The following is a 23,135-nucleotide window of genomic DNA, read 5'->3' as shown; positions in this document are numbered from 1 at the left end:
CCATTGAATATCGCTGGAACTCCCGCTTCATATTCATGGATGCGCATGAAGCTGTCGCACATTTCACTAAATTCCGTAAAAAATGGAAGCAAAAAGTCAGAGGATTTTTTGATCAGATTTTTAATACCAATTCAGGCATTGTCGACGAAGATGCGCTTAGCATGGTCAATGATGCGCAATCAGCCATTGCTGAAACCAATTCTGGCATGGTAGGGCAAGGTTATTACACTTCGGTTGTTGTTTTAATGGATGAAGATCGCGCACAAGTTGAAAAAGCAGCGCTGTTTATTGAAAAGAACATCAATGCGTTGGGTTTTGCGGCCAGAGTAGAAACCATTAATACCATGGATGCTTTTATGGGCAGCCTGCCAGGCCATGGCGTTGAAAATATCAGACGACCATTGATTAACACCATGAATCTGGCGGACTTATTGCCAACATCCAGCATCTGGACAGGTGAGAATAAAGCACCGTGCCCACTGTTCCCACCCTTGTCACCACCTCTGATGCATTGCGTCACCAGTGGTAATGCACCGTTTCGCCTGAATCTTCATGTCAGAGACTTAGGCCATGGCATTATGTTTGGTCCAACGCGTCTGGTAAATCAACTCACCTTGGTTTACTCGCATTGTCTTGGCGTCGGTATAAAGATGCCCGTATTTATTCATTTGACAAAGGACTATCCATGTATCCAACCTGCAAGGCGACAGGTGGTGAGCATTACACCATTGCTGATAAAGACTCAAAGCTTGCCTTTGCGCCCTTGCAGTTTTTAGAGTCCAAGGCAGACAGGGCTTGGGCTATGGAGTGGATTGATACAATACTGGCATTAAATGGTTTGGATACCACCCCAGCACAGCGTAATGAAATCGGCTATGCCATTATCAGCATGCATCAAAGTGGCTCTAAAACCTTATCCGAATTTGTCATGACCATTCAGGACGAACACATTCGTGAAACCCTAAAGCAATACACCATCGATGGATTGATGGGGCATTTATTGGATGCTGAATGTGATGGTTTAGGTCTGTCCTCGTTTATGACCTTTGAAATTGAGCACTTAATGGGATTAGGCGAAAAATTTGCACTGCCTGTGTTGCTCTATCTGTTTCGACGCATTGAAACCTCACTGGATGGCCGCCCAACGCTCATCTTACTGGATGAAGCGTGGTTGATGCTCGCGCATCCTGTCTTTAAAAACAAGATTGCTGAATGGCTTGATTCCATGGCCAAGAAAAACTGCGCTGTATTTATGGCAACTCAACATCTTTCCCATGCAGCAAAATCCGGCATTTTAGACATCATTGTTGAATCCACAGCCACCAAAATCTTTTTACCCAATCTATATGCAAGAGATCCTGAAACCTGCGTGATTTATGAACGCATGGGCTTAAATCCACGTCAGATTGACATCATAGCTCAAGCCCAACCCAAGCGTGATTACTACTATGTCAGCGAAAAAGGACAACGTCTTTATCAATTAGCATTAGGCTCTATGGCTTTGGCTTTTGTAGGGGCTACTGATCCCGATTCTATAGCTCGGATGAAACAGCTTGAGTTGAAGTACAGTGATGGATGGGTATCTCAGTGGCTTACGGAAAAAGGAATCCAATTGGAACAGTACGGAGAAGCAGCATGAAAAAAATAAAACAATGGCTTAATACCAAAAGACCTGAAAAGAAAAATGAAGCGTTAACGGAGAATCCCTTTCTTAATGCCAGACGCGCCTGGAATGTTCATACCGCAGGGCTTATGAAATCGGTACAGGTTTGGCAACTGGTGGGCTTAAGCAGCCTTTTATTGGCACTGGCCGCTGTTGGTGGGCTTATATCCATTGGCAGCCAGTCCAAATTTATCCCTTTGGTATTTCAGCAGGACGCTAATGGCAATACCTTGTCAGTCACCCGTGCGGATAGGGTTGGACAAGCCAATATTGATGATTATCGGGCGGCTGCTGCACATTTTATTGAAAATATCCGCATGGTAAGTAGCGATGTTGAACTACAAAAGAAGGCTGTGTTTCAAGTTTATTCCTATTTAAATCAGAATGATGCGGCTCTAGCCAAAGTTCAGGAATTTTACAGTAATAAACAGCAGTCTAATCCCTTTGAAAGAGCGACGCATGAAATCGTCAGCATTGAGATTCGATCAGTTCTACAAGAGTCTGATGAGACCTGGCAGGTTGATTGGGTTGAGACGGTGAGAAATCGTGACGGAACGCTTAAAGAAAAGCCCTATGTGATGAAAGCCATGATCACGATGTATCAGGATAACGAACTTAATGATGTCTCCAGTGAGTCTATTTTGAAAAACCCACACTTAATTTTTATCCGTGATTTTAACTGGTCCTATGAATTAAAGCATGGAGAACAGCGATGAAAAAAATAATGCTCACTTTTTGTTTATTGATGCCATTGACAGGTTTTGCCCTGGATAATAATGAGCTGGCCACTCGTTATTTTTCCGAAAACGATCCAAAACTGTCAAATCAGGAAAAGCAGGCTTTAGATATTGCAGAGCGTTGGCAAAAGGGAGACAAAACCAGCAAACCATTTCCATCCTCGGATGGATCAGTCAGTTTTGTTTATGGCTCAGGGCAAATCAGGGTAGTATGCGCTCCCTTGCAGGTTTGTGATATTGCTTTGCAGGCAGGTGAGCAGTTTAACGATATGAATGTTGGTGATCCACGCTTCATTGTTGAGCCATCCATTACGGGTTCAGGAGCTGCGCAACAAATCCACTTATTGATCAAGCCTAAAGATGTTGGACTTGATTCCTCTTTGGTCGTAACTACAGACAGAAGAACTTATCATTTCAGGTTAAAGTCCGACCGCACTGAGTTTATGCCTTACGTATCTTTCATTTATCCCGATGAAGCAAAAGCAAAGTGGCAGTTCATTCAAAATGTTCAGGCCGAAAGAAGAAAAATGGATACGTTACCAGAAACCAACGAATACCTTGGCAACCTGAATTTCAACTACCGAATTCAGGGCCATGCACGATTTAAGCCGCTTCGGGTTTACAACAATGGCGTTAAGACCATTATTGAGATGCCGAAAACGATGGCACAAAGTGAAGCCCCTGTTTTATTGGTTTTAAGAAGCCGTGGTTTGTTTCAAAAATCAGAGTCCGTCATGGTGAATTATCGTCTGCAAGGTTGTCGTTACATCGTCGATAGCGTTTTTGATAGGGCAATATTGGTTATCGGAAGTGGAAGCTCTCAAGAAAAAATTACCATTACGAGGTGCTAAAGATGAAGGAACTAAGTGTTTTATTGTTTGCTCTATTGCTATCAAGCTGTGCAAGTCAGCGTTATGGGAATTTTACTCAAGTATCTCAAGGCCGAGACGTTTATTTGGCACAAGACGCGGCATCCCAATTAACACGTGTCTATCCACCTGCTCAAAATACGTTTTGCATCAGTCAAAAGGTAAGGGATGCTTTTGGCATCAGCCTGATTCATGAAATGCGAAAAAAAGGTTATGGCGTGATTGAAAACAATTGCCCCAAACAAAAGGCCAATTTTTTCTATGTTGTCGATGAGATTAAAGCAACCAACCTTTACCGAGTCAGCCTTTTTATTGGCTCACAGACCTTCAGCAGAATTTATGCCAAAACCGGTGGAAAAATTCCCCCAGTTAGCGCATGGACTCATAAGGAGTGAGACTGATGAATCAAAACAACGATTTTTTATCAAAAGACTACTCACCGCAAAAACTCCAGACAGCCGGTGTGAAGCGGGTGAATAACGTACCATTAATCATTGTCATTGGTATTTTAACTGTGTTTGTGGTGTTGATAGCTTTTGTTGCCAATAAACGGGCAAATGCACAGAACCAATCTCCCGAAATAGTAAAGATTAAAAGTCAGAAAAAAAACACCATGAGTCTGGCTTATGAAGTGGTAGGAAACCACAAAGTACCAGTCGTAGCTCCGCAAACTGAAACGATCACAATCAAGCAGGAGGCTTCCCTACCCATACTTGAGCAACAAGACTTGCCTCAAAAACAAGAGACGTTGGATCAAAATGTGACTGATGCTGAAATAGAACGCATTCGCCAGGAAAAAACACAAGAATTTGAAGAGGCGGTCAAAGCAAAAACATCCATTATGGTGGATAACGTACGGCTGAATAACAGAGCAAGTGTAAGGACATCCATGAGCGGGAATGACGTGACATTCAATGTTGACTCATCTACGGCCTTTAAAGAGCAACTCATGTTGATACAAGGGAGACACAACAAACCCATGCCGCAAACCTTAGGTGGTGAAGAAAATGAAATGCGTTGGCATTTAAACTCAAGACTTGAAAGTCCAAACAGCCGATATGAACTCAGAGCGGGTGGGGTGATTCCAGGAGTAATGGTCAGTGGCATCTCCTCTGAATTACCAGGGCAAATCATCGGTCAGGTATCACAAAACATCTATGACACCGCAACCGGTAAATACCTTCTCATTCCTCAAGGAACCAAAGTATTTGGCATTTATTCCAGTGATGTGAGCTTTGGCCAGAATTCCGTATTAGTGGCTTGGCAGAGACTGGTGTTTCCTGATGGCAAGGCATTGGATATTGGCTCCATGCCAGGCGCTGATAGTGCGGGATTCGCCGGATTTCGTGATCAAGTGGATCATCATTACGCAAGAATTTATGGCTCAGCGCTTTTAATGTCTGGCATTGTTGCGGGTATTACCTACAGCCAGAACAGTAATCAGCCTAACCAGTTCGGTTACAACCAACCCACAGCGGGTTCTGTCTTGAGTCAGGCATTAGGACAACAGTTAGGAGAGGTGACATCACAACTGGTTTCAAAAAATTTGAACGTATCCCCGACCATTAATGTGCGTCCCGGTTACCGTTTCAACATCATTGTAGTGAAAGATTTAACCTTTAAAGAACCTTTTAGACAGTTTGCTTATTGATACAGGAGGAGTGCAATGAAATTTAGAATCATGCTTATTTATTTATGGACACTACATGTTTTCGCCAGCGGTGCGCCCGTATTTGATTTTGCCAATTGGATTGAAAATGGAAAAATCATACTGAATCAGGTGAGTCAGTATAAAACTCAGATTGATCAATACAACAATCAGCTACAGCAATACCAAAATATGTTAGAGAACACTAAGTCGCTCACTTCCTTCCAGTGGGATAATGCCAACTCTGTCATTAATAATCTGCTTGAATCGACTAATACAATTGATTATTACAAGCAGGAAGCAGGCAGCCTTCAAGGTTATCTGGACCGATTTCAGAGCCAGGAATACTATCAGAAAACTCCTTGTTTTAATGGTAATGGCCATTGCTCACCCGAAGAACTCAGGAAAATCAAACAAAGTAGACTCTCAACTTCAGTTGCCGAAAAGCGTGCTAATGATGCCATGCTCAAAGGGATTGATAAGCAACAACAGAGCTTGAAAGATGACTCAGAAAAACTACGGGTCTTGCAATCTCAGGCGCAAAGTGCCGTTGGGCAAAAGCAGGCACTACAGGCTGCTTCACAATTAGCCAGCAATCAATCACATCAATTACTTCAAATCAGAGGGCTTTTATTAGCACAACAAAACGCGCAGACGGTAAAAGATGCGGCAAACGCCAATAAAGAGGCCATACAGGCCGCGGGTGATGAGCAATTTCGAGCGGGTACGTATCATAAAAGCTCAGGTAAAAAATGGTAATTCAGTCATAACGACAAGGAGAAGAAATGAAACGCTTCAGTTTATCTATCATGGTGTTCGCTTGTTTGCTTTCAGGCTGTGAAGGTACAGAAACCAAAACAAGGAAAAAGGCAGAGCATTTGGCCTCGTTAACCTGCGACAGCCCAAGAGAAGGCCGCACAAAAGAAGAACTCCAGGTCATTGGAGATGCTTGTTTCAGAGGGGGAAGCTATTCGAAAAGTTCAGGGAAAAAGTGGTAATACTATGAATAAAATGACAACCACCTCTTTACTCATACTCTGTTTGCTCGGCTTTTCTGTATGCTGTCATGCCCAGGGCCATGGCGTAGACAGCAGAGATTTGCTAGACAATATCTTATATCGATTTTCCAGCACTGCCTCGATGTGGAGCCAAACTATTTTAGGTTATGCTCGTTATCTTTTTTGGTCTTTGGCCACCATCAGCATGGTGTGGACTTATGGTCTCATGGCTTTGCGTAAAGCAGACATTCAAGAGTTTTTGGCAGAAACTGTAAAATTTTTAGTGATTGTCGGTTTTTTCTATTGGATTTTAGACAATGGGCCTGCGATTGCAACTGCTATCATGGATTCCATGCGACAGCTGGCGGCAAAGGCTTCTGGAATAAATGAACACGTCTCACCTTCTGATATTGTGGATGTAGGTTTTGATATTGTCTCAAAAGCAATCGATAGCTCATCGATTTGGTCTCCAGCGGCAACGACGGTGGGATTAATCGTTGCGGGGCTTATTCTGATTGTATTGGCATTAGTCAGTATTAATATGCTCATTATCCTGATTACAGCCTGGATCTTAACTTATGGCGGCATTATTTTATTAGGCTTTGGCGGTGGACGCTGGACACAGGATATTGCGATTAACTATTACAAAACGGTGCTAGGGATCGCCTTACAAGCATTTGCCATGATTCTGATTATCGGCATAGGGAAGTCTTTTGTAGATCAATATTACACGGCAATGTCAGAAAACATCATGCTAAAAGAAATGTTTGTCATGCTAGTGGTTGCCGTACTTTTGCTGGTACTTATCAATAAAATTCCACCTGTTTTATCCGGCATCGTTTCCGGTGGTGGCTCAGGTGGCGGTGGTGGTCTTGGTCTGGGAGGCGCGTTAGGGGCTGTAGGAATTGCAGGAACAGCCTTAGCAGGCGCTGCGGGTGCTGCAGCTGTGCAGAGTGCTGGGGGATTATCCGCTTTACAAGCTGCATTCAAGGCTGCTTCTCATAGTATCGGCGCAAGTGGCGCTGGCTCCGTTTCAGGGGATAACCCAGGCTCAAAACAAGGTGGTTTGGCTCAGGCCATGGGACAAGCTTCTAAATTTGCTGGTTCCTTTGGTTCACATTTAGCTTCTGGGGCTTTTGATGTCGCCCGCGAAAAAGCAGCAAGCATGAAAGATGCTTTTTCTGCAAAAGCGGCTGATACCACAGGCGGTAAAATTGCTGATGCCATTCATCAGCGCGTATCTTCCAATACTGAATCGTCAACTATTAAGCAACAGGTATCCGAGTCTCAAAATGTCACTTCTATGGGTGCTCCAGAAGGCAGTTTTAGTTCAGGGAACATAAACAGTGATGATGAAGTCAGTCAATTTGTCAATCAAAAAGCATCTGGAGACGGTCAATGAGCTTGAACAAACCCAACAAAGCCATTGGCCCACAGGTGAGACAAAAGCATAATGAAAAAACGAATAAACAACTTGTTATTTTAGTTGCTCTCTCGTTTTTCATCAGTATGCAGGTTGGCACACAATTTGTGGCTTATAAGTTGCATTTTAGTGATAAATTAGGGTTTTCGCTGAATCATGTCTACTTTCCATGGCAGTCCCTTTGGTGGAGCTTGAAATACCATCATTATTATCCTGATTATTTTAATGCAGCCTTTGGTTTGATGGCGATGAGTGGCAGTCTTTTTTTAATGTTGATTGTTTTTGTTGCTAAGCCTTTAAAAAAAGAAAACATCAGTGAATACCTGCATGGTTCAGCCAGATGGGCCAACAGAGATGATTTAAAAAATGCTGGATTGCTTGGCAATGAGGAAGGCGTTTATGTCGGTGCTATTGAAGATGAAAAAGGGGATATTCATTATTTACGCCATAATGGCCCAGAGCATATTTTAACTTATGCCCCAACGCGTTCTGGCAAAGGGGTTGGTCTTGTTATTCCTACCCTTTTATCCTGGAAACAGTCTTGTGTGATTACGGATTTAAAAGGAGAGCTTTGGGCATTAACAGCTGGTTGGCGTCAAAAGCATGCCAAAAATAAAGTCATTCGCTTTGAGCCGGCAACATTAAAGGGTTCAGCCCGATGGAATCCGTTAGATGAAATTAGAGTAGGTACGGAATATGAAGTTGGTGATGTACAAAATCTTGCAACGCTTGTAATTGATCCCGATGGTAAAGGACTTGAAACCCACTGGCAGAAAACATCCCAAGCACTTTTGGTTGGGTTTATTCTACATGCAATTTATAAGCTGAAAAACCAAGGAGAACCGGCTACTTTTCCAAATATTGATCGCATGTTGGTCGATCCAAATACCAATATCGCCGATTTATTGATTGAAATGACCCAATACCCGCATGTTGATGGCAAAACACATTCTGTTATCAGCGCATCGGCTCGTGATATGATTGATAGGCCGGAGGAAGAAGCGGGTTCTGTCTTATCCACCTTAAAATCGTACCTGGCTTTATATCGTGATCCGGTGGTCGCCCACAATGTCTCTGGCTCAGATTTCTGTATTAAAGATTTGATGCATCATGCAAGCCCTGTCAGTCTTTATATCGTGACTCAACCCAATGATAAAGCACGATTGCAGCCTTTAATTCGGGTTATGCTGAATATGGTTGTCCGCCTTTTGGCGGATAAAATGGAGTTCGAACGAGTCGATGATGGGCGAGGGAATTATTTCGTAAGAACGAAGAAAACCTATAAACATCGCCTGTTGTGCATGATTGATGAATTCCCAAGTCTTGGGAAGCTTGATATTTTACAAGAGTCATTGGCGTTTGTTGCCGGTTATGGTTTGAAGTTTTATTTAATCTGCCAGGACATTAATCAGCTTAAAAGTCGTGAGCGCGGCTATGGCCCAGCTGAAACCATCACCTCGAATTGCCATATCCAAAATGCTTATCCGCCCAACCGGATTGAAACCGCCGAGCATCTATCAAAACTTACCGGCCAAACCACTATTGTGAAAGAGCATATCACGACCAGTGGCAAACGATTTTCAACCTTTTTAAACCAGATTTCCAAAACAAAACAAGAAGTCTCGCGGCCGCTTTTAACCGTTGATGAATGTCAACGTATGCAAGGGCCAAAAAAAGATGAAAACGGTTTAATCAAGGAAGCAGGCGATATGGTGGTGTATGTGGCAGGATTTCCCGCCATTTATGGCAAACAGCCGCTTTATTTTAAAGACCCTGTGTTTATCGCTAGAGCTTCCGTTGAAGCACCAGAGCAATCAGATATCTTACGCGCCCGCCTTCGTGAAGATGAGGAAATCAGACTATGAAAAAGTTCACTTCCTGGATTACTGTTTTATTGTTAAGCATCATCGGCATGGCATTTCTTTTCATGATGATGGGCTTTCGCGTGAACACCACAGATTCCATTCCTTTTGGCCTTTATCGCATTACAAATATAAAAAACATCAAAAATTCCTATGTGATTTTTTGCCCTGATGATAGACCGGCTTTTAAACAGGGATTAGATAGAGGCTATATCGAAAGTGGCCTTTGCCCTGGCGGTTATGGATATTTAATGAAAAAAGTGGTGGCAACAAATGGTGATCAAATATCTATCACCTCTGACGGCGTTTTTGTTAATCGCCAACTTATTCCCTTTTCAAAACCGATATTAATAGATGGAAGGAAACGACCTTTGCCTCAATGGCGCACCATAGATTATCAGATCAAAGAAGATGAACTCATAACTATGACTAGCCAAAGCGAATGGTCTTTTGATAGTCGTTATTATGGCCTATTCGTATAGGGCAAGTGAAGGGAGTGATTAAACCCATATGGGTAAATGCAACAAGTGGAGAAATAGCATGAATAAAGCTGAATTAATGGATGTAATTTCAGAAAAATTAGATGATTTGATGGTTCCTGGTTTTATCGCCGAAGTCACTCCCATCGAAGCAGAAATCATGGGTGCCTTTTCTGAGGATGCGCTCAGTGAAGATGACGCTAAGGAGGCAGCCTATGACTAAATTGTCTCACCATCAGGTTGTGGCCAACCAAATCATTGAAAGCCTCAAACAAGGAACCGCGCCCTGGGTAAAACCATGGGAACCAGGCACGGGCGGCGGCCAAATCCCGTTTAATCCAGTCACAGGAAAGCGGTATCGAGGCATTAATGCCTTGTACTTGATGTTAAATCAAAGCGGGGATAACCGCTGGCTCACCTACAAACAGGCACAAAGCATTGACGCGCAGGTTAGAAAAGGAGAAAAAGGCACGACTGTTCAATACTGGAAATTTACTGATGAAAAAATCAAAAACGATGATGCGGGAAACCCAGTCCTCGATGAGCAGGGAAATCCTGTCAAAGTGCAGGTTAACCTTGAAAGACCCAAGGTGTTTTACGCAACGGTATTTCATGCCTCACAAATTGATAATATGCCGGAACTTGTCCAAAAAGAGCAGGACTGGTCTTTAATTGAAAGAGCAGAAAACCTGCTACTTAATTCCGGTGCTGCCATTTTTCATTCGGAGGCTGATAGAGCATTTTACAGGGTATCAACCGACAGCATTCACCTCCCTCCCAAAGAGCAATTTAAATCAGCCGCCCATTATTACGCCACAGCCCTTCATGAGCTTGGTCATTGGAGCGGGCATCCTTCAAGGCTTGATCGAGACCTACGCCATCCCTTTGGCAGTGAAGCTTACGCCAAAGAAGAACTAAGGGCTGAAATCGCCAGTATGCTGTTGGGTTCGGAGCTTGGTATTGGACATGACCCCTCCCAACACACGGCTTACATCAAATCATGGATTCGCGTTTTAGAAGGTGATCCGCTGGAAATATTCAGAGCGTCAGCGGATGCTGAAAAAATTGTCAATCACATTTGCTCATTGGAACAAGCACAAGACATCCAGCATGAGCAATCTATTGTAAACAGGGATGAAAAAAATAATGAGGAAACTCTAATGGAATCCGAAAAGAATATCCCTGAAAAAGTCTGGCTTAGCATCCCATTCAAACAAAAAGAGTTAGCCAAATCCGTGGTAGGGAAGTTGCCTGATGGAACACCTGGCATTGCCTGGGATAAAACACAGAAATGCTGGTATGCAAAACCAGGTGTTTCCATTGAAAAAATCAAAGCCTGGCTTCCAGAAAATCAAAACTCACCAGAAGACAAAGCACTTTCACCAGCCGATGAATTCAAGGAAGCGTTAATCAGTTTGGGTGCAGTATTGACAGGTGAGCATCCTATCATGGACGGCAAGACTCATCGTATACAAATGGAGGGCGATAAAACTGGTGAAAAGGCAGGATTTTACGTGGCCCATTTAGATGGTATTCCCGCAGGCTATATCAAAAATAACCGCACAGGTGCCGAGCTAAAATGGAAAAGTAAAGGTTATGTTTTAACCGATGAACAAAAAGCAGCACTTAAGGCTCAGGTACTCGAAAATCAAAAAAATCGCGAGCTTGAATTGGTGGAAAGGCACAAAAGCACCGCTTTAAGGCTCAAGCAAAGGCTTTCCAAAATGAGCGAGATCACCGAGCCAACACCCTATATGAAATCAAAAGGCATTCAGGTTCATCCAGATGTTTATACTGATGATGACAAAAAATTAACGTGTATTCCTGCAACCGATATTGAAGGTACAATTTGGACGGTTCAATACATTGCAGAAGATGGCACCAAGCGCTTCGCTAAAGATTCAAAAAAGGATGGCTGCTTTCATGTTCTCGGCGGCATGAACAAACTTTCTGATGCGCCGGTTATTGTCATTGCGGAAGGATATGCAACCGCTGCAACGATAAAAGAAGCATGTGGGCTGCCTGCAGTCGTTTCTGCCTTTGATTCAGGTAACCTGAAATCGGTGGCGAAAGCATTGCATGAAAAATATCCACATACTCCAGTTATCCTGGCAGCTGATGATGACAAGCATCTGGAGTTATCGAAGGGTATCAACCCCGGCAAAGAAAAAGCAGGTGAGGCTGCCGATGCTGTCAATGGCTTTATTGTTCTACCAATCTTTGCACCAGGCGAACAGTCATTAAACCCCAGACAATTCAGTGATTTTAATGATTTGGCAAAGCACAGCAAACTGGGAATGAAAGGAGTGGAACGCCAGATTAAACCTAAGGTTGATAAAATTGCTAGTCGATATAGTCGCCGGCGCTTGTCGCAAAGGAGTAATGTTGTTCATATCTCTTAGGCTAATATTATGCTCGAAAGTTATAGATTTGAATATTAGTTTGACACTAATTTCAGTTTATGTGATTATTCTTCCCGGTTTAAAACTAACCTATCCGTCTGCACCCATACAATATGGGAATGGTAAATAGTTTTCTAATTTTATTATTTGTTTTCTTTATTCTGAATCAGATAAGGGAAAGCCTTAATGCAGACACTGGCAATAACTCCCAATTTGATGAGGAACATATCATGTTATCTATTGATTCTGTTAAAAAACAAGCTCAAGTGCTTAAATCCTTCCTGGACGAAAAATTTGGTGATGTTTCACACTCATCCTGTCTACAAGCCATTGCAAAAATAAATGGTTATAAAGATTGGAATACAATGCAGTCAATTATAAAAAATAACAGTGGGGTTGATATGTCTGATGATATAGCAGAAAGATTGGAAAGCTTGGAGTTTTACGTACAGGAATTAGCTAAAGATGTTGATAAAATTCAAGCTAAGGTTGATGAGCACGACCCATATATTCTAGAACTACAAGGTATTGACCCTTGGAATCCGCCAGATTAACTCAAAACTAATACGTATAAAATTAAAACATTGATCTGCCTTTATCGATTTTCCTATTCGACGTTAGTCCAAAAATTTTCCGTCGCACATGGTTATCAGGTTGGAGTCCTTGCCACTCCAGCTGATCATGTGCATTATCCGGCAATAGCACTTTACTTCTTCTGGCGAGCTGAACCATATCGAGTTGGGACAAGTCTCGCAAGCTGTTTTGACCTTTGGCTGGCGGGCCTTGTCTAATGCTGTCAGCGTTGGGCTTCGTACTGAAAAGTGCTCCTCTTTCTCCAATGGTTGTTCCAGCAGCTTCATTGCTTCTTGGAGTTCTTCCTCCATCATTAAATCTGTATCGTCTTGATTGCTCATAGCGTCTCTCCTGTTCTAAGACCATTTTTTGGCGTTGTGCTTCCATTTCTGAATCAGCAAAGGTGATCGGGATATTATTCTGGATAGTTATTTGAAGAATGATCTTTTTAAAAAGTGGCGAGCCATTTACCTGGATGCAGTTGCCGAATCTCTGCTGTGCCATCTCAATGGCTTTTTTCAGTGTAGCAATAGAGCCGCCCTTAGAAATTTTAATTTCCTTGCCGGTGTTTCTGATGACCGCCTTATCCATTTTATATATCTCTGTTCCCTCTTTAGTAATGGAATCAACTTGCTTAATATCAGCTAAGGAAAAATTAGTTGACGCGGCAGATAAGGAATAATTACTTTGATTTTTTCGATTTTGATAACGCATAGCTGTTAAGGCTTCTTTGTCTCCTTCCCGAGCTTTTTGCTGCAACCAATCAGCCCAGGTTTTGTTTTTATGTAATTCAAGAAGATGCTTTCGTTCTTTGGCATAATTTTGGCGAACTTTTTCAATTTCTTTCAAAAGGGTTTTGCTGATTTGCTGGTAAAGATATTTTTTTTGAGTCCTCGGGGCTTTCATTAACTTCAAAACTGCTCGTTTGGTTCGACCACGTTTCTTGGCTTTCGTAATCAGTCTGGCTTTAGCTTCACGTAGATGTTTGAGTTTCTCGGCAAGCAGCGTTTTGCCATGTTCTTTTTCATGTAGGTAACGCGCATAAATTTCTGAACCGATAACTTTCCTATTTAGTGGTTCATAACGATAAATATTTTGCCTGGATCTTTCAGTACTAAATGGTGAGGGCTTAAATTCACCAAGCCTGGATTCCAGGTTCTTTTTGGAAAAGCATCGTGAAACAGAGCTTGCCTTAACTATAAGTCCTACCTCACTACAAAAGACCAGACCATTAGCTTTAATATGAATTTCCAAGCCATGAAGGGATAGGATTTTATGAACCTCATTCCAATGGTTGGCCTGGTTAATCTGTTCCAGACAATTTCTCTTTATCCAGTTAATCAAGCTTTCAATGCCAGAATGTTGTTCCATATCATCGGCAATATTCTCTGAACGACTTTTTCGGGTTCGATGATTGGTTATTTCAAGACCATACTCAATTTCCAGCTTCGATGCCACATCTGCAAAAACTCTATAAGCTTTATACGGCTCAATCATGTTAAAGGTTTTTGGATGAATTTTATTGATGGCAACATGAATATGAAGGTTGTCTGTGTCGTGATGAATAGCGCTAATCCTTTGATGATCTTTGAATCCAATAGATGATACGACACTTTTCTCTATAGCTTTCAATACCTCGTTGGGGGGATTTTCCCCTGGGGCAAAAGATATGAGCATGTGGTAGGTTTTATCGCTTTTAGCTCTTTGGTTTCTCGCCTGAGTTGCCAATACTTCATGAATAGCCCAGGTAGGATCAACACTGTTACAGTTTGATATCCTGACTTTACCTACTCGTTCCTGTTTATTTTGTTCATCAGTAATGTATTTTACCAGAGCTGAATAGCTGCTCAGTCTTGCTGACTTCATTGGGATATGGCGAATAATCATAATTTTTTCACCACTTCAAACATTGCATCCTGCGTTGTTTGAATGCGATCCAACAAAGCTTTAACCCTTCGATGATCAAAATATGCGACACGTCTATCCTGGGTAAGCCAGAGCTTAAACAGACCGCCGAGCCTTCCCATGTCTGCATTTATTTTGGATAACTGGAGAATATAATCCTTATCAATGGCACTTTGGATTTGATAGCCCAACCCAATCCGACGTAAATATTCGGCAACAGAAAGTCCTGCTTGGGCGGCATGAGATTTAATTGCAATTTCTTCATCGGGAAGAACGGGAACACGTAGGTGGCGGCCGTGTTTTCTGGTAGGTAGTTTATTCTTATCGTCCATAAGGATGCTGACCTCTTAACAAGTGGTTTGCAATCCTTTAGGTACTGATTAATTGTTTTCTTTTTGATCTCAAAAAGCAAGATACCCGTTGAGCACCGAAGGTGCGAATAAGGTTTGTGAAGATTGATAGCCAGCTTGCTGGTTAGCTAACTTCACCTATCTTGCCCTGCTTTTCCAGATCACTTTAAAGAATCATATCAGGAACTTTTTGGAACTTGCAACGATTTTTAAAGAACTTTTTTGCCTATAGAACTAAAATAATCCAAATTATTCCTAAAAGTTCTTTTATAATGCTAAAATACTCATTTTTATATTCTAGTAAATTCTTAATAGTTCTAAAATATTCCTTTTTTCTTGTTCCAATCTTAATTATGACTTAGACTTTTTAAAATAAAAAAATTGACGCCAAAGAAGAATGAAAAAACTACTTTCCGAACGGGTAATCCAAAATCAGTCAGAAAAAAAGAACGGGCGAACCAATGCTAAGATTCAATTTATCGCACTGAAAGAAGACATTCGAGAAGCCCTTGATAAGGGCTGTTCGATGAAAGCTGTTTGGGAAACTTTATCTGATGAAGGACAAATTTCATTCGGCTACAAGGCATTTAGGCATTACGTACTTAAGTTAATTAAGTCAGAGCAGGAAAACACCAAGGATGATAAACAGAGCAAAAGTAAAACTACCAATGAAATCAAAGGTTTTACTTTTAATCCAATACCCAATCCGGAGGAACTCTTGTAATGGCAAAAATACATATCACGATGCAGGGCAAAGGCGGTGTCGGTAAATCTTTTGTCTCGGCAACTACCGCTCAGTACAAACTTAATAAAGCACAATCCCCACTTTGTATTGATACCGATCCCATTAACGCCACCTTTCATGGCTTTAAGTCACTTAATGTCGAACGCCTAAATATTATGGAAGGCGATGAAATCAATCCGCGCCATTTTGACACCTTAATTGAAAAAATTGCAAATACACAAAATGACGTGATTATTGATAATGGCGCCAGTTCTTTTGTGCCTTTATCGCATTATCTCATCACCAACCAAGTGCCCACCTTGTTAAAAGACATGGGGCATGAACTTATCATCCATACCGTTATCACTGGTGGTCAAGCGTTACTGGACACAATAAATGGCTTTGCTCAGCTGGTAAATCAATTTCCAGAAGATGTTCGCTATGTTGTGTGGCTAAATCCCTATTGGGGAAAGATTGAGAGTGAAGGAAAGCCTTTTGAGCAACTAAGGGTATACAAAGAGACCAAAGACCGAATCGCAGCAATAATCAATATTCCTGATTTAAAGGAAGAAACTTTCGGCCATGATCTCTCAAATATGCTTCAACAAAAAATTACATTTAATGAGGCAATCGATTCCCCTGAGCGAAATATTATGACCAGGCAGCGATTAAAGCTGATACGGGATCAACTATTCAGCCAGATTGATAACGCTATGGTGATCTAATGTCAGAGAAAATTAATGAGGCTATTCAAGACATTGCAGGCAAGCATGGTGTTGTTCTGGGTAGAGATGATCCAGTTCTTATCTTCCAAACCATGAATGACAGGCTGCTTGAGGAAAATCGAAAAGCACAACAGGAAATGCTGACTCAATTCAAAGAGGAAATGGAGAGCATTTCCTCTCAATGGAAGGTTGATGCTAAAGACAAAGCTGAGAAAGTACTAAATGCTGCATTGGCTAGTAGTAAAGAAGCTATGAACAAAATACTGAGGGAAGCCACCAATGAATTCGTTCAAGTCATGAAAAACGTGGTATCAGATTCACTAACGGAAGCAAAGGATTTGACTCAGCAGACGCGTAAAGCAAATCGATTTACATTATTAACATTAGTTACAATGCTGACTGTTTCTTGCGCATTTATGTTGTTCTTACTTATTAATTTTTCGAGGTAACTCATGCATTCAATTGGAACCAAAGATGAAGAATGAAAATAATAAAAAGATACAAAATCTGAGTACATTTTCATGGTCTATAGCTGAAATACTGCGAGGCGATTTCAAACAGTCAGAATATGGTAAGGTTATCTTGCCATTTGTTGTTTTGCGTCGATTGGATTGTATTTTAGAACCTTCAAAAAATGCTGTAGTAAGTGCATACGAGAATTTACCTGAAGGAATAGATGATCATACCAAAGACATGATGTTATTTAATGCTGTTGGTGGTGGTCTGAAAGTTTATAACTACAATAATCTCACTTTTAGTAAAATTCGAAATCAAGATCCAGGCGATGTACATAAGAATTTATTAGACTATATTACCAGTTTTAATAGCAGCGTCCGCGATATTTTTCTTGAAAAGTTTCTTTTTACTGATCAGCTTAAGCGCCTAAAGGATGGTGGAATTTTATGGCAAGTATTCGATCTTTTCTGCCAGATAGATTTACATCCTGATAATGTTTCCAACATGGAGATGGGGTATCTCTTTGAAGATTTGATTCGCCGCTTTTCTGAAATTTCGAATGAGACGGCAGGGGAACATTTCACACCTCGTGAAGTCATTCGCTTGATTGTGGATCTGTTGTTGATTAATGATGCTGATGCATTGGCGGGTTCAGGAATCATTCGTACAGTTTATGATCCTGCCTGTGGAACCGGCGGTATGCTCGCACTTATGGAAGAGGCAATGAAGGAATATAACTCTAAAATTCGTGTTGAGCTCTACGGGCAGGAATTAAACCCAGAATCCTTCGGTATCTGCACATCTGACATGCTAGTGACAGGTCATAACCCAGAACAAATTGCTTTCGGTAATACGTTAACAGAAGATGCTCATAAGGATAAAAAATTTCACTACATGCTTTCCAATCCTCCATATGGGGTAGATTGGAAAAAGTACCAAGATCCTATTAAGCAAGAAGCGCAAGAAAAAGGGATGGATGGTCGTTTTGGAGCTGGACTACCGCGTATATCTGATGGACAGTTACTTTTCTTGCAGCACATGATTTCAAAAATGCGAGATGATGAAGTAGGCTCTCGCATCGGCATAGTGATGAATGGCTCACCTCTTTTTACAGGTGGGGCAGGGTCTGGTGAAAGTGAAATTCGCCGCTGGATGTTGGAAAATGATTGGGTAGAGGCGATTATCGCCTTACCTACGGATTTGTTTTATAACACTGGTATACAAACTTATGTTTGGATGCTCACAAATAAGAAGGATAAGAACCGTCGAGGAAAGGTACAACTCATTGATGCAAGTAGCGAACGATTTTGGCAATCCATGCGAAAAAGTCTTGGTAGCAAACGTCGGGAGATTCCAGATCATGCGCGTAGCGAAATTGTTAAAATTTATAATGAAATGCTCAATGGTGATGGAGATTGGAGTGAATTTTCTAAAATTTTTGATAGGCAAGAGTTTGGTTATCGAGAAATACGCATTGAGCGGCCTTTGAAGCTAAATTTTGAAGGAAGCAAAGAACGCTTAGAATTGCTTCAACAAGAAAATACGTTTCTAAAACTTTCCGAAATTGAGCAACAAGAATTATTAACCGCACTTAATGACAACATATTAAAACAGCAATTTAAAAATCGTGATGCATTTGAGAAAGCACTTAAAACAGCATTAAAAAATTTAAGTTTCAAGTTAACTGCTCCATTAAAAAAAGCGATTCTTACAACGCTTTCAGAGAAAGATGAAACTGCTGACATCTGTTGTGACGTTAAAGGCAATCCTGAACCTGATACAGATTTACGCGATCATGAATTAGTACCTCTAAAAGAAGATTGGCGAGAATATGTTGAACGAGAAGTAAAATCTTTTGTTGCCGATGCTTGGGTAGATGAAAATCACAAGGATGCCACCGATGGCGAGATTGGTCGTGTAGGGTATGAAATTAATTTTAATCGTTATTTTTACAAATATGTTTCCCCGAGGCCTGTGGCTGAGATTGATGTAGAGTTAAAGCAATTGGAAACAGAAATTGCTAATTTACTGAAAGAGGTATTGACATGAGTAATACCCAAAATAAATATTGGTTTGGTAAAGCTCCTGGTCATTGGAGTACTGTAAGAGTAAAAAGTCTTTTCAGATTAGCATGTGAGTCATCAAAAGATAATCACGGCATGGAACTGCTGTCCGTTTATACCGATATAGGCGTTAAACCAAGGAAAGAGCTTGAGCAGAAAGGCAATAAAGCATCAACTACAGATGGTTATTGGATTGTAAGAAAAGGCGATCTTGTTGTTAATAAGCTTTTGGCTTGGATGGGTGCGGTTGGATACTCTGAATATAATGGAGTGACAAGTCCTGCATATGACATCTTAAGAGCAAGAACTACATCTATAAATCCCAAGTTTTATCATTATTTATTTAGACTAAAGCTGACACAAGGTGAATTTAGGCGTTGGTCTAAAGGTATTATGGATATGAGGTTAAGGTTATATTTTAGCGAGCTTGGAAATGTTTTTATTCCTTGTCCTCCATTAAGCGAGCAGAACGCAATAGTTGAATTTATTGATAATGAAACCGATCGTATTGATCAGTTGATTGAGAAGAAGAGTCAATTAATTGAAATACTTCAATTAAGATTTAATGGGGAGGTAAATGAAATTATTTCCCGCTTTCCGTTTCGTAAATTAAAAACAGTTGCTTCAGTTCAACTCAGTAATGTTGATAAACACATATATAAAGATGAAATATCAGTGAATGTAATTCATTATACTGATGTTTACTATAATGATGTTGTTACTTCACATACGCAATTACCTAAAGGTTCAGTGACAGCTTACGAGAAGCAAAAATTTTCAATGAACGGAGGTGAGGTTTTAGTTACTAAAGATTCTGAAACTCCTGATGATATTGCCATTCCTGTATATATTGAAAGTACGAAAGAAAATACTGTTTGTGGGTATCACATAGCGATAATCCGACCTAACACTTCTAAGCTAGATGGACGTTTTCTATTTTGGGGGCTTAAAACTAAGATAGTTAGAGATTATTTTTCATTAGTGGCCCAAGGTGTTACAAGGTTTGGCATTCCAATAGGTAAGATATCAGCTTGCAGTGTTCCATACATCCCAGATATAGATGTACAAAAAAAGATTGGACTTGAACTTTTTGCTAAAAATTCGAAAAAAAATGAAGTATCACTCAAGATTAGACAGTCAATAGAAGACCTTAAGCAGTTTAAGGAGTCACTTATCACCGAAGCCATAACAGGGCAATTGGACATACAATCCTGGAAAAAAAGAGGTAGCACCGATGAGCGCCTCGATAATATCGAGGAGGCAATGCGAGCATGACGGATACAACTAAACGAATTTACTCTCAGGACACTATCCGCCGAGAAAATGTGCTGCAATATCATGTCATCGATCAGCTGGTTAAAAAACTAGGTTATGTCCATCGTAGCACAGAAGATTTTGATCGTGCTTCAGCACTCGATAAAACTTTAGTGATGGAATTCATTAAATCCACTCAACTTGATGAATGGAAACGGTTACAAGCTCAATATTCTGCTAGCGCCGAAACCGAATTTTTCAAGCAATTGGAAAAGGCCTTGAAATCTCGCGGAACGCTGGATGTGCTGCGTCAGGGTATCAAGCTCATTCCTGGTATTAAATTCTCTCTTTGCTTTTTCAAACCTGCTTCGGGTATTAATAAAGAACTATTACAGCTCTTTGAGGCCAATATTCTCTCGGTTATTGACGAGCTCAAATATAGCAGTAAACATGATAATCGTATTGATATTGGCCTGTTTGTTAATGGTATTCCCCTAGCGACTATCGAATGTAAAAATCTATCAACGGGTACGACGTTCCGTCATGCTGAAAAACAATATCGTACTGATCGTTCCCCAGCAGGTGAGCCATTACTAACCTTTAAACAAGGTGCATTGGTTCATTTCGCAATGGACGAAGACAATGTTTCTATGACGACACGATTAGCAAACGGTAAAACTCGATTTTTACCATTTAACCGAGGCCATAATGGTGGCGCAGGAAACCCTGATATCGCCGATGAATTTCGTGTTGGTTATCTTTATGCTGACCAACCAGAAGGAAAAGCCATCCTCTCGCGAGATATTCTGCTTGATATCGTTGGACGATTTATGCACCTGGAAGTAAAAGATGGTAAAGAGGTCATGATATTTCCACGCTTTCAGCAGTTAGATGCTGTATTGAAGTTATTAAGACATGCAAAACGACATGGCCCAGGTCATAGCTATTTAATTCAGCATTCAGCAGGTTCAGGTAAATCTAATACCATTGGTTGGACAGCTCACCGTATGATTACTCTACATGATGAAAAAGACCAACCAATTTTTAACACAGCCATTATTGTGACTGATCGTATAGTGTTAGATCGTCAACTACAAAATACTGTGGCCCAATTTGAGCAAACTAAGGGTGTGGTGAAAAAGATTGATGGCACCTCGCGACAGTTGAAAGAAGCCATTAAGCAAGGTGCGCGTATTATCATTACTACTATTCATAAATTTTCGACTGATCATCTAAAGGAAATCTCGGGTCAAAGCAAACGCCGTTTTGCTGTGCTAATAGATGAAGCGCATGGCTCTCAGTCCGGTAAGTATGCTGATAACCTCTCAAAAACTTTGACACGTGAAGAAGGCAATAACACTCCTTCGGATATAGAAGATATGATTGCTGAGTATCAGCGCCAACGTGGGCCACAGGCTAATATCAGTTATTTCGCTTTCACGGCTACACCACGTAATGTCACATTGGAACGCTTTGGTACAAAAGGATCAGACGGTTTGCCATATCCGTTCCATCTTTATTCTATGCGCCAAGCAATTGAAGAGGGCTTTATTCTTGACGTGTTGCAAAATTACATGACCTACAAACAGTACTATAAGCTGGAAAAAACCATCGAAGATGATCCGGAATTGCAAGGACGAAGAGCGCATCGCCGTGTTGCCAGATTTGCGATATTACATCCAACTGCAATTGCTCAGAAAGTGGAGGTTATTGTTGAGCATTTCCGTCGCCATGTGATGCAAGAGATAAATGGCAAAGCTAAAGCAATGGTTGTCACTCAAAGTCGTGAACATGCACTTAAATATTATTTTGGTATAAAAAAGTATATTGAAGAGAAGCAGTATGTAGGTGTGAAAGCCTTGGTGGCTTTTTCAGGTGAGCTAGAAATCGATGGTGAAACCTACACCGAAGCAGAATTAAATGGCTTCGCTGAAACCCAATTACCAGAAAAATTTGATAAAGATTTTCAATTATTGATTGTGGCAGAGAAATATCAAACAGGCTTTGATCAGCCAAAGTTATGCGCGATGTATATCGATAGAAAATTGGATGGTTTACAAGCAGTACAAACCCTATCAAGGTTAAATCGTACTACCCCAGGAAAAATTAATACATACGTGCTCGATTTCCAGAATACGATTGAAGATATTCAAAATGCATTTCGACCATTTTATGAAGTCACGTCGCTGGAGGAGATATCTGACCCTAATCAAGTTTATGAATTGGAAGGTCGCATTAAGTCTTTTTCTATTATCGACGAAGATGAAGTCAACCGTTTCTCAGAGGTTTTCTACAAAGGAGCGCTTGATCCACACGATAGAATCGCGCTAGAAAAATTGGTTAAGAATGCTGTCCAACGTTTTGAATATGAAGAAGACGAAGGAAAGCGTGAAGAATTTCGACAATTGCTGAAGAGCTACATGCGTTTTTATTCATTTGTTGCGCAGGTGATGAGTTTGCAGGACACATGGCTGGAAAAGCTTTTTTCCTATGCATCATGGCTTAATAGATTACTGCCTAACCGAGAAGTGCCACCTGAAATTGAGATTACAGACGATATGATTCGTTTACAGGCATTCAGAATAGAGAAAAAAGAACAGGGTTCAGCTTCGTTATCTCCTGGCACAACTTCTCCTCTATCTGCTATCAAAGAGTTTGGTGCTAATGCTTACACGGAAGATGAGGAGCGTTCATTATCTGAAATTATTGAGTCTTTCAATCAGCGTCATGGCAATGAATTTACTAAAGAAGACTTTTTGCGTTTTGAGAAAGTTAATCAAGAAATACTAAGTAATGATAATTTGAAAGATATGCTGAAAAATAACCCGCCGGATGTGGTTTTTGGTGCTTTTTCTCAGGCATTTTTTGAAAGCGCGATCCAATTATTCCAGCGCGATAATCAATTGCAAAATATAATCATGACAGATGCTGAGGCACGGAATCAGGCGATTAAACATTTCTTTAGTCGGGCGTTGAAGGAGGTTAGAAATGGTATCTAATATTT

19 protein-coding genes and 2 pseudogenes are annotated in these 23,135 nt (G+C 40.9%); 19 read left to right on the top strand and 2 right to left on the bottom strand.

Translation table 11 applies throughout. The features are described 5' to 3' along the window. The 13 genes and pseudogenes from OK13_RS07820 to OK13_RS07760 form a co-directional block, all read left to right on the top strand. A pseudogene (locus OK13_RS07820) lies at positions 1-1,639 on the top strand (VirB4 family type IV secretion/conjugal transfer ATPase); the annotation flags it as partial. Next, positions 1,636-2,379 (top strand): VirB8/TrbF family protein, encoded by a 744-nt coding sequence (locus tag OK13_RS07815; RefSeq protein WP_011945688.1) that lies wholly within the window; start codon positions 1,636-1,638, stop codon positions 2,377-2,379. The pseudogene OK13_RS07820 and the gene OK13_RS07815, both read left to right, overlap by 4 nt. Then, positions 2,376-3,251 (top strand): P-type conjugative transfer protein TrbG, encoded by an 876-nt coding sequence (gene trbG / locus OK13_RS07810; RefSeq protein WP_011945689.1) that lies wholly within the window; start codon positions 2,376-2,378, stop codon positions 3,249-3,251. The genes OK13_RS07815 and trbG overlap by 4 nt, the downstream gene beginning before the upstream one ends. Positions 3,252-3,253: 2 nt before the next feature. Beyond that, positions 3,254-3,664, top strand: a complete 411-nt coding sequence (locus OK13_RS07805) for a conjugal transfer protein TrbH (protein WP_011945690.1) — start codon at positions 3,254-3,256, stop codon at positions 3,662-3,664. 5 nt (positions 3,665-3,669) lie between these two features. Further along, positions 3,670-4,920, top strand: a complete 1,251-nt coding sequence (locus OK13_RS07800; protein WP_035889691.1) for a TrbI/VirB10 family protein — start codon at positions 3,670-3,672, stop codon at positions 4,918-4,920. 15 nt (positions 4,921-4,935) lie between these two features. Beyond that, positions 4,936-5,676 (top strand): P-type conjugative transfer protein TrbJ, encoded by a 741-nt coding sequence (gene trbJ, locus OK13_RS07795; protein WP_035889689.1) that lies wholly within the window; start codon positions 4,936-4,938, stop codon positions 5,674-5,676. A 26-nt stretch (positions 5,677-5,702) separates the two neighbouring features. Beyond that, on the top strand, positions 5,703-5,915 hold the full coding sequence (locus OK13_RS07790) for a hypothetical protein (protein ID WP_035889688.1): 213 nt from the start codon (positions 5,703-5,705) through the stop codon (positions 5,913-5,915). Positions 5,916-5,919: 4 nt separating this feature from the next. Continuing rightward, positions 5,920-7,317, top strand: coding sequence for a P-type conjugative transfer protein TrbL (gene trbL, locus OK13_RS07785; RefSeq protein WP_035889686.1), 1,398 nt, complete (start codon positions 5,920-5,922; stop codon positions 7,315-7,317). Then, entirely contained in the window at positions 7,314-9,203 is a 1,890-nt protein-coding gene (locus OK13_RS07780; RefSeq protein WP_035889680.1) for a type IV secretory system conjugative DNA transfer family protein, read from the top strand. The genes trbL and OK13_RS07780 overlap by 4 nt, the downstream gene beginning before the upstream one ends. Further along, positions 9,200-9,744 (top strand): annotated as a pseudogene (gene traF / locus OK13_RS07775) (conjugative transfer signal peptidase TraF). The gene OK13_RS07780 and the pseudogene traF overlap by 4 nt, the downstream one beginning before the upstream one ends. Continuing rightward, complete coding sequence (locus OK13_RS14755) at positions 9,741-9,902, top strand: hypothetical protein (RefSeq protein WP_027226379.1); 162 nt, start codon at positions 9,741-9,743, stop codon at positions 9,900-9,902. Before traF ends, OK13_RS14755 begins: the two are co-directional and overlap by 4 nt. Next, complete coding sequence (locus OK13_RS07765; RefSeq protein ID WP_035889671.1) at positions 9,895-12,081, top strand: zincin-like metallopeptidase domain-containing protein; 2,187 nt, start codon at positions 9,895-9,897, stop codon at positions 12,079-12,081. The genes OK13_RS14755 and OK13_RS07765 overlap by 8 nt, the downstream gene beginning before the upstream one ends. Before the next feature lie 230 nt (positions 12,082-12,311). Further along, positions 12,312-12,635 carry a glyoxalase superfamily protein gene (locus OK13_RS07760; protein ID WP_148651040.1) on the top strand — a complete coding sequence of 108 codons (324 nt, stop codon included), beginning with the start codon at positions 12,312-12,314 and terminating at the stop codon, positions 12,633-12,635. 22 nt (positions 12,636-12,657) lie between these two features. Here the strand turns inward: OK13_RS07760 and traI are convergent, their stop codons facing one another. Both traI and traJ read right to left on the bottom strand, forming a co-directional pair. After that, positions 12,658-14,541, bottom strand: coding sequence for a TraI/MobA(P) family conjugative relaxase (traI, locus tag OK13_RS07755; RefSeq protein ID WP_035889662.1), 1,884 nt, complete (start codon positions 14,539-14,541; stop codon positions 12,658-12,660). Then, positions 14,538-14,891 carry a conjugal transfer transcriptional regulator TraJ gene (gene traJ / locus OK13_RS07750; RefSeq protein ID WP_035889658.1) on the bottom strand — a complete coding sequence of 118 codons (354 nt, stop codon included), beginning with the start codon at positions 14,889-14,891 and terminating at the stop codon, positions 14,538-14,540. The genes traI and traJ overlap by 4 nt, the downstream gene beginning before the upstream one ends. A 415-nt stretch (positions 14,892-15,306) precedes the next feature. Here traJ and OK13_RS07745 point away from each other — a divergent pair, with 415 nt between their 5' ends. Genes OK13_RS07745 through OK13_RS07720 form a run of 6 tightly spaced genes read left to right on the top strand, consistent with a single transcriptional unit; the run spans position 15,307 to position 23,130 of the window. Next, on the top strand, positions 15,307-15,633 hold the full coding sequence (locus tag OK13_RS07745; RefSeq protein ID WP_035889655.1) for a TraK family protein: 327 nt from the start codon (positions 15,307-15,309) through the stop codon (positions 15,631-15,633). Next, positions 15,633-16,358: an ArsA-related P-loop ATPase gene (locus OK13_RS07740; RefSeq protein ID WP_035889651.1), complete on the top strand. Its 726-nt coding sequence runs from the start codon at positions 15,633-15,635 to the stop codon at positions 16,356-16,358. The genes OK13_RS07745 and OK13_RS07740 overlap by 1 nt, the downstream gene beginning before the upstream one ends. Then, positions 16,358-16,807, top strand: coding sequence for a conjugal transfer protein TraM (locus OK13_RS07735; RefSeq protein WP_035889645.1), 450 nt, complete (start codon positions 16,358-16,360; stop codon positions 16,805-16,807). The genes OK13_RS07740 and OK13_RS07735 overlap by 1 nt, the downstream gene beginning before the upstream one ends. A 25-nt stretch (positions 16,808-16,832) precedes the next feature. Continuing rightward, positions 16,833-18,863 (top strand): type I restriction-modification system subunit M, encoded by a 2,031-nt coding sequence (locus OK13_RS07730; RefSeq protein ID WP_081964898.1) that lies wholly within the window; start codon positions 16,833-16,835, stop codon positions 18,861-18,863. After that, entirely contained in the window at positions 18,860-20,152 is a 1,293-nt protein-coding gene (locus tag OK13_RS13945; protein ID WP_052117616.1) for a restriction endonuclease subunit S, read from the top strand. The genes OK13_RS07730 and OK13_RS13945 overlap by 4 nt, the downstream gene beginning before the upstream one ends. Further along, positions 20,149-23,130, top strand: coding sequence for a type I restriction endonuclease subunit R (locus OK13_RS07720; protein ID WP_035889641.1), 2,982 nt, complete (start codon positions 20,149-20,151; stop codon positions 23,128-23,130). Before OK13_RS13945 ends, OK13_RS07720 begins: the two co-directional genes overlap by 4 nt. Positions 23,131-23,135 lie beyond the last annotated feature (5 nt).

The sequence above is a fragment of the Legionella norrlandica genome (assembly GCF_000770585.1).
Lineage (GTDB): Bacteria > Pseudomonadota > Gammaproteobacteria > Legionellales > Legionellaceae > Legionella > Legionella norrlandica.
The sequence above is the reverse complement of the archived record's forward strand: the minus strand, read 5'-3'. Positions and strand labels throughout refer to the sequence as shown.

Bases quoted from the DNA above. Each gene is read 5' to 3' on its own strand.
- OK13_RS07815 (WP_011945688.1), top strand. From the start codon at position 1,636: ATGAAAAAAATAAAACAATGGCTTAATACCAAAAGACCTGAAAAGAAA.
- trbG (WP_011945689.1), top strand. From the start codon at position 2,376: ATGAAAAAAATAATGCTCACTTTTTGTTTATTGATGCCATTGACAGGT.
- OK13_RS07805 (WP_011945690.1), top strand. From the start codon at position 3,254: ATGAAGGAACTAAGTGTTTTATTGTTTGCTCTATTGCTATCAAGCTGT.
- OK13_RS07800 (WP_035889691.1), top strand. From the start codon at position 3,670: ATGAATCAAAACAACGATTTTTTATCAAAAGACTACTCACCGCAAAAA.
- trbJ (WP_035889689.1), top strand. From the start codon at position 4,936: ATGAAATTTAGAATCATGCTTATTTATTTATGGACACTACATGTTTTC.
- OK13_RS07790 (WP_035889688.1), top strand. From the start codon at position 5,703: ATGAAACGCTTCAGTTTATCTATCATGGTGTTCGCTTGTTTGCTTTCA.
- trbL (WP_035889686.1), top strand. From the start codon at position 5,920: ATGAATAAAATGACAACCACCTCTTTACTCATACTCTGTTTGCTCGGC.
- OK13_RS07780 (WP_035889680.1), top strand. From the start codon at position 7,314: ATGAGCTTGAACAAACCCAACAAAGCCATTGGCCCACAGGTGAGACAA.
- OK13_RS14755 (WP_027226379.1), top strand. From the start codon at position 9,741: ATGAATAAAGCTGAATTAATGGATGTAATTTCAGAAAAATTAGATGAT.
- OK13_RS07765 (WP_035889671.1), top strand. From the start codon at position 9,895: ATGACTAAATTGTCTCACCATCAGGTTGTGGCCAACCAAATCATTGAA.
- OK13_RS07760 (WP_148651040.1), top strand. From the start codon at position 12,312: ATGTTATCTATTGATTCTGTTAAAAAACAAGCTCAAGTGCTTAAATCC.
- traI (WP_035889662.1), bottom strand. From the start codon at position 14,541: ATGATTATTCGCCATATCCCAATGAAGTCAGCAAGACTGAGCAGCTAT.
- traJ (WP_035889658.1), bottom strand. From the start codon at position 14,891: ATGGACGATAAGAATAAACTACCTACCAGAAAACACGGCCGCCACCTA.
- OK13_RS07745 (WP_035889655.1), top strand. From the start codon at position 15,307: ATGAAAAAACTACTTTCCGAACGGGTAATCCAAAATCAGTCAGAAAAA.
- OK13_RS07740 (WP_035889651.1), top strand. From the start codon at position 15,633: ATGGCAAAAATACATATCACGATGCAGGGCAAAGGCGGTGTCGGTAAA.
- OK13_RS07735 (WP_035889645.1), top strand. From the start codon at position 16,358: ATGTCAGAGAAAATTAATGAGGCTATTCAAGACATTGCAGGCAAGCAT.
- OK13_RS07730 (WP_081964898.1), top strand. From the start codon at position 16,833: ATGAAGAATGAAAATAATAAAAAGATACAAAATCTGAGTACATTTTCA.
- OK13_RS13945 (WP_052117616.1), top strand. From the start codon at position 18,860: ATGAGTAATACCCAAAATAAATATTGGTTTGGTAAAGCTCCTGGTCAT.
- OK13_RS07720 (WP_035889641.1), top strand. From the start codon at position 20,149: ATGACGGATACAACTAAACGAATTTACTCTCAGGACACTATCCGCCGA.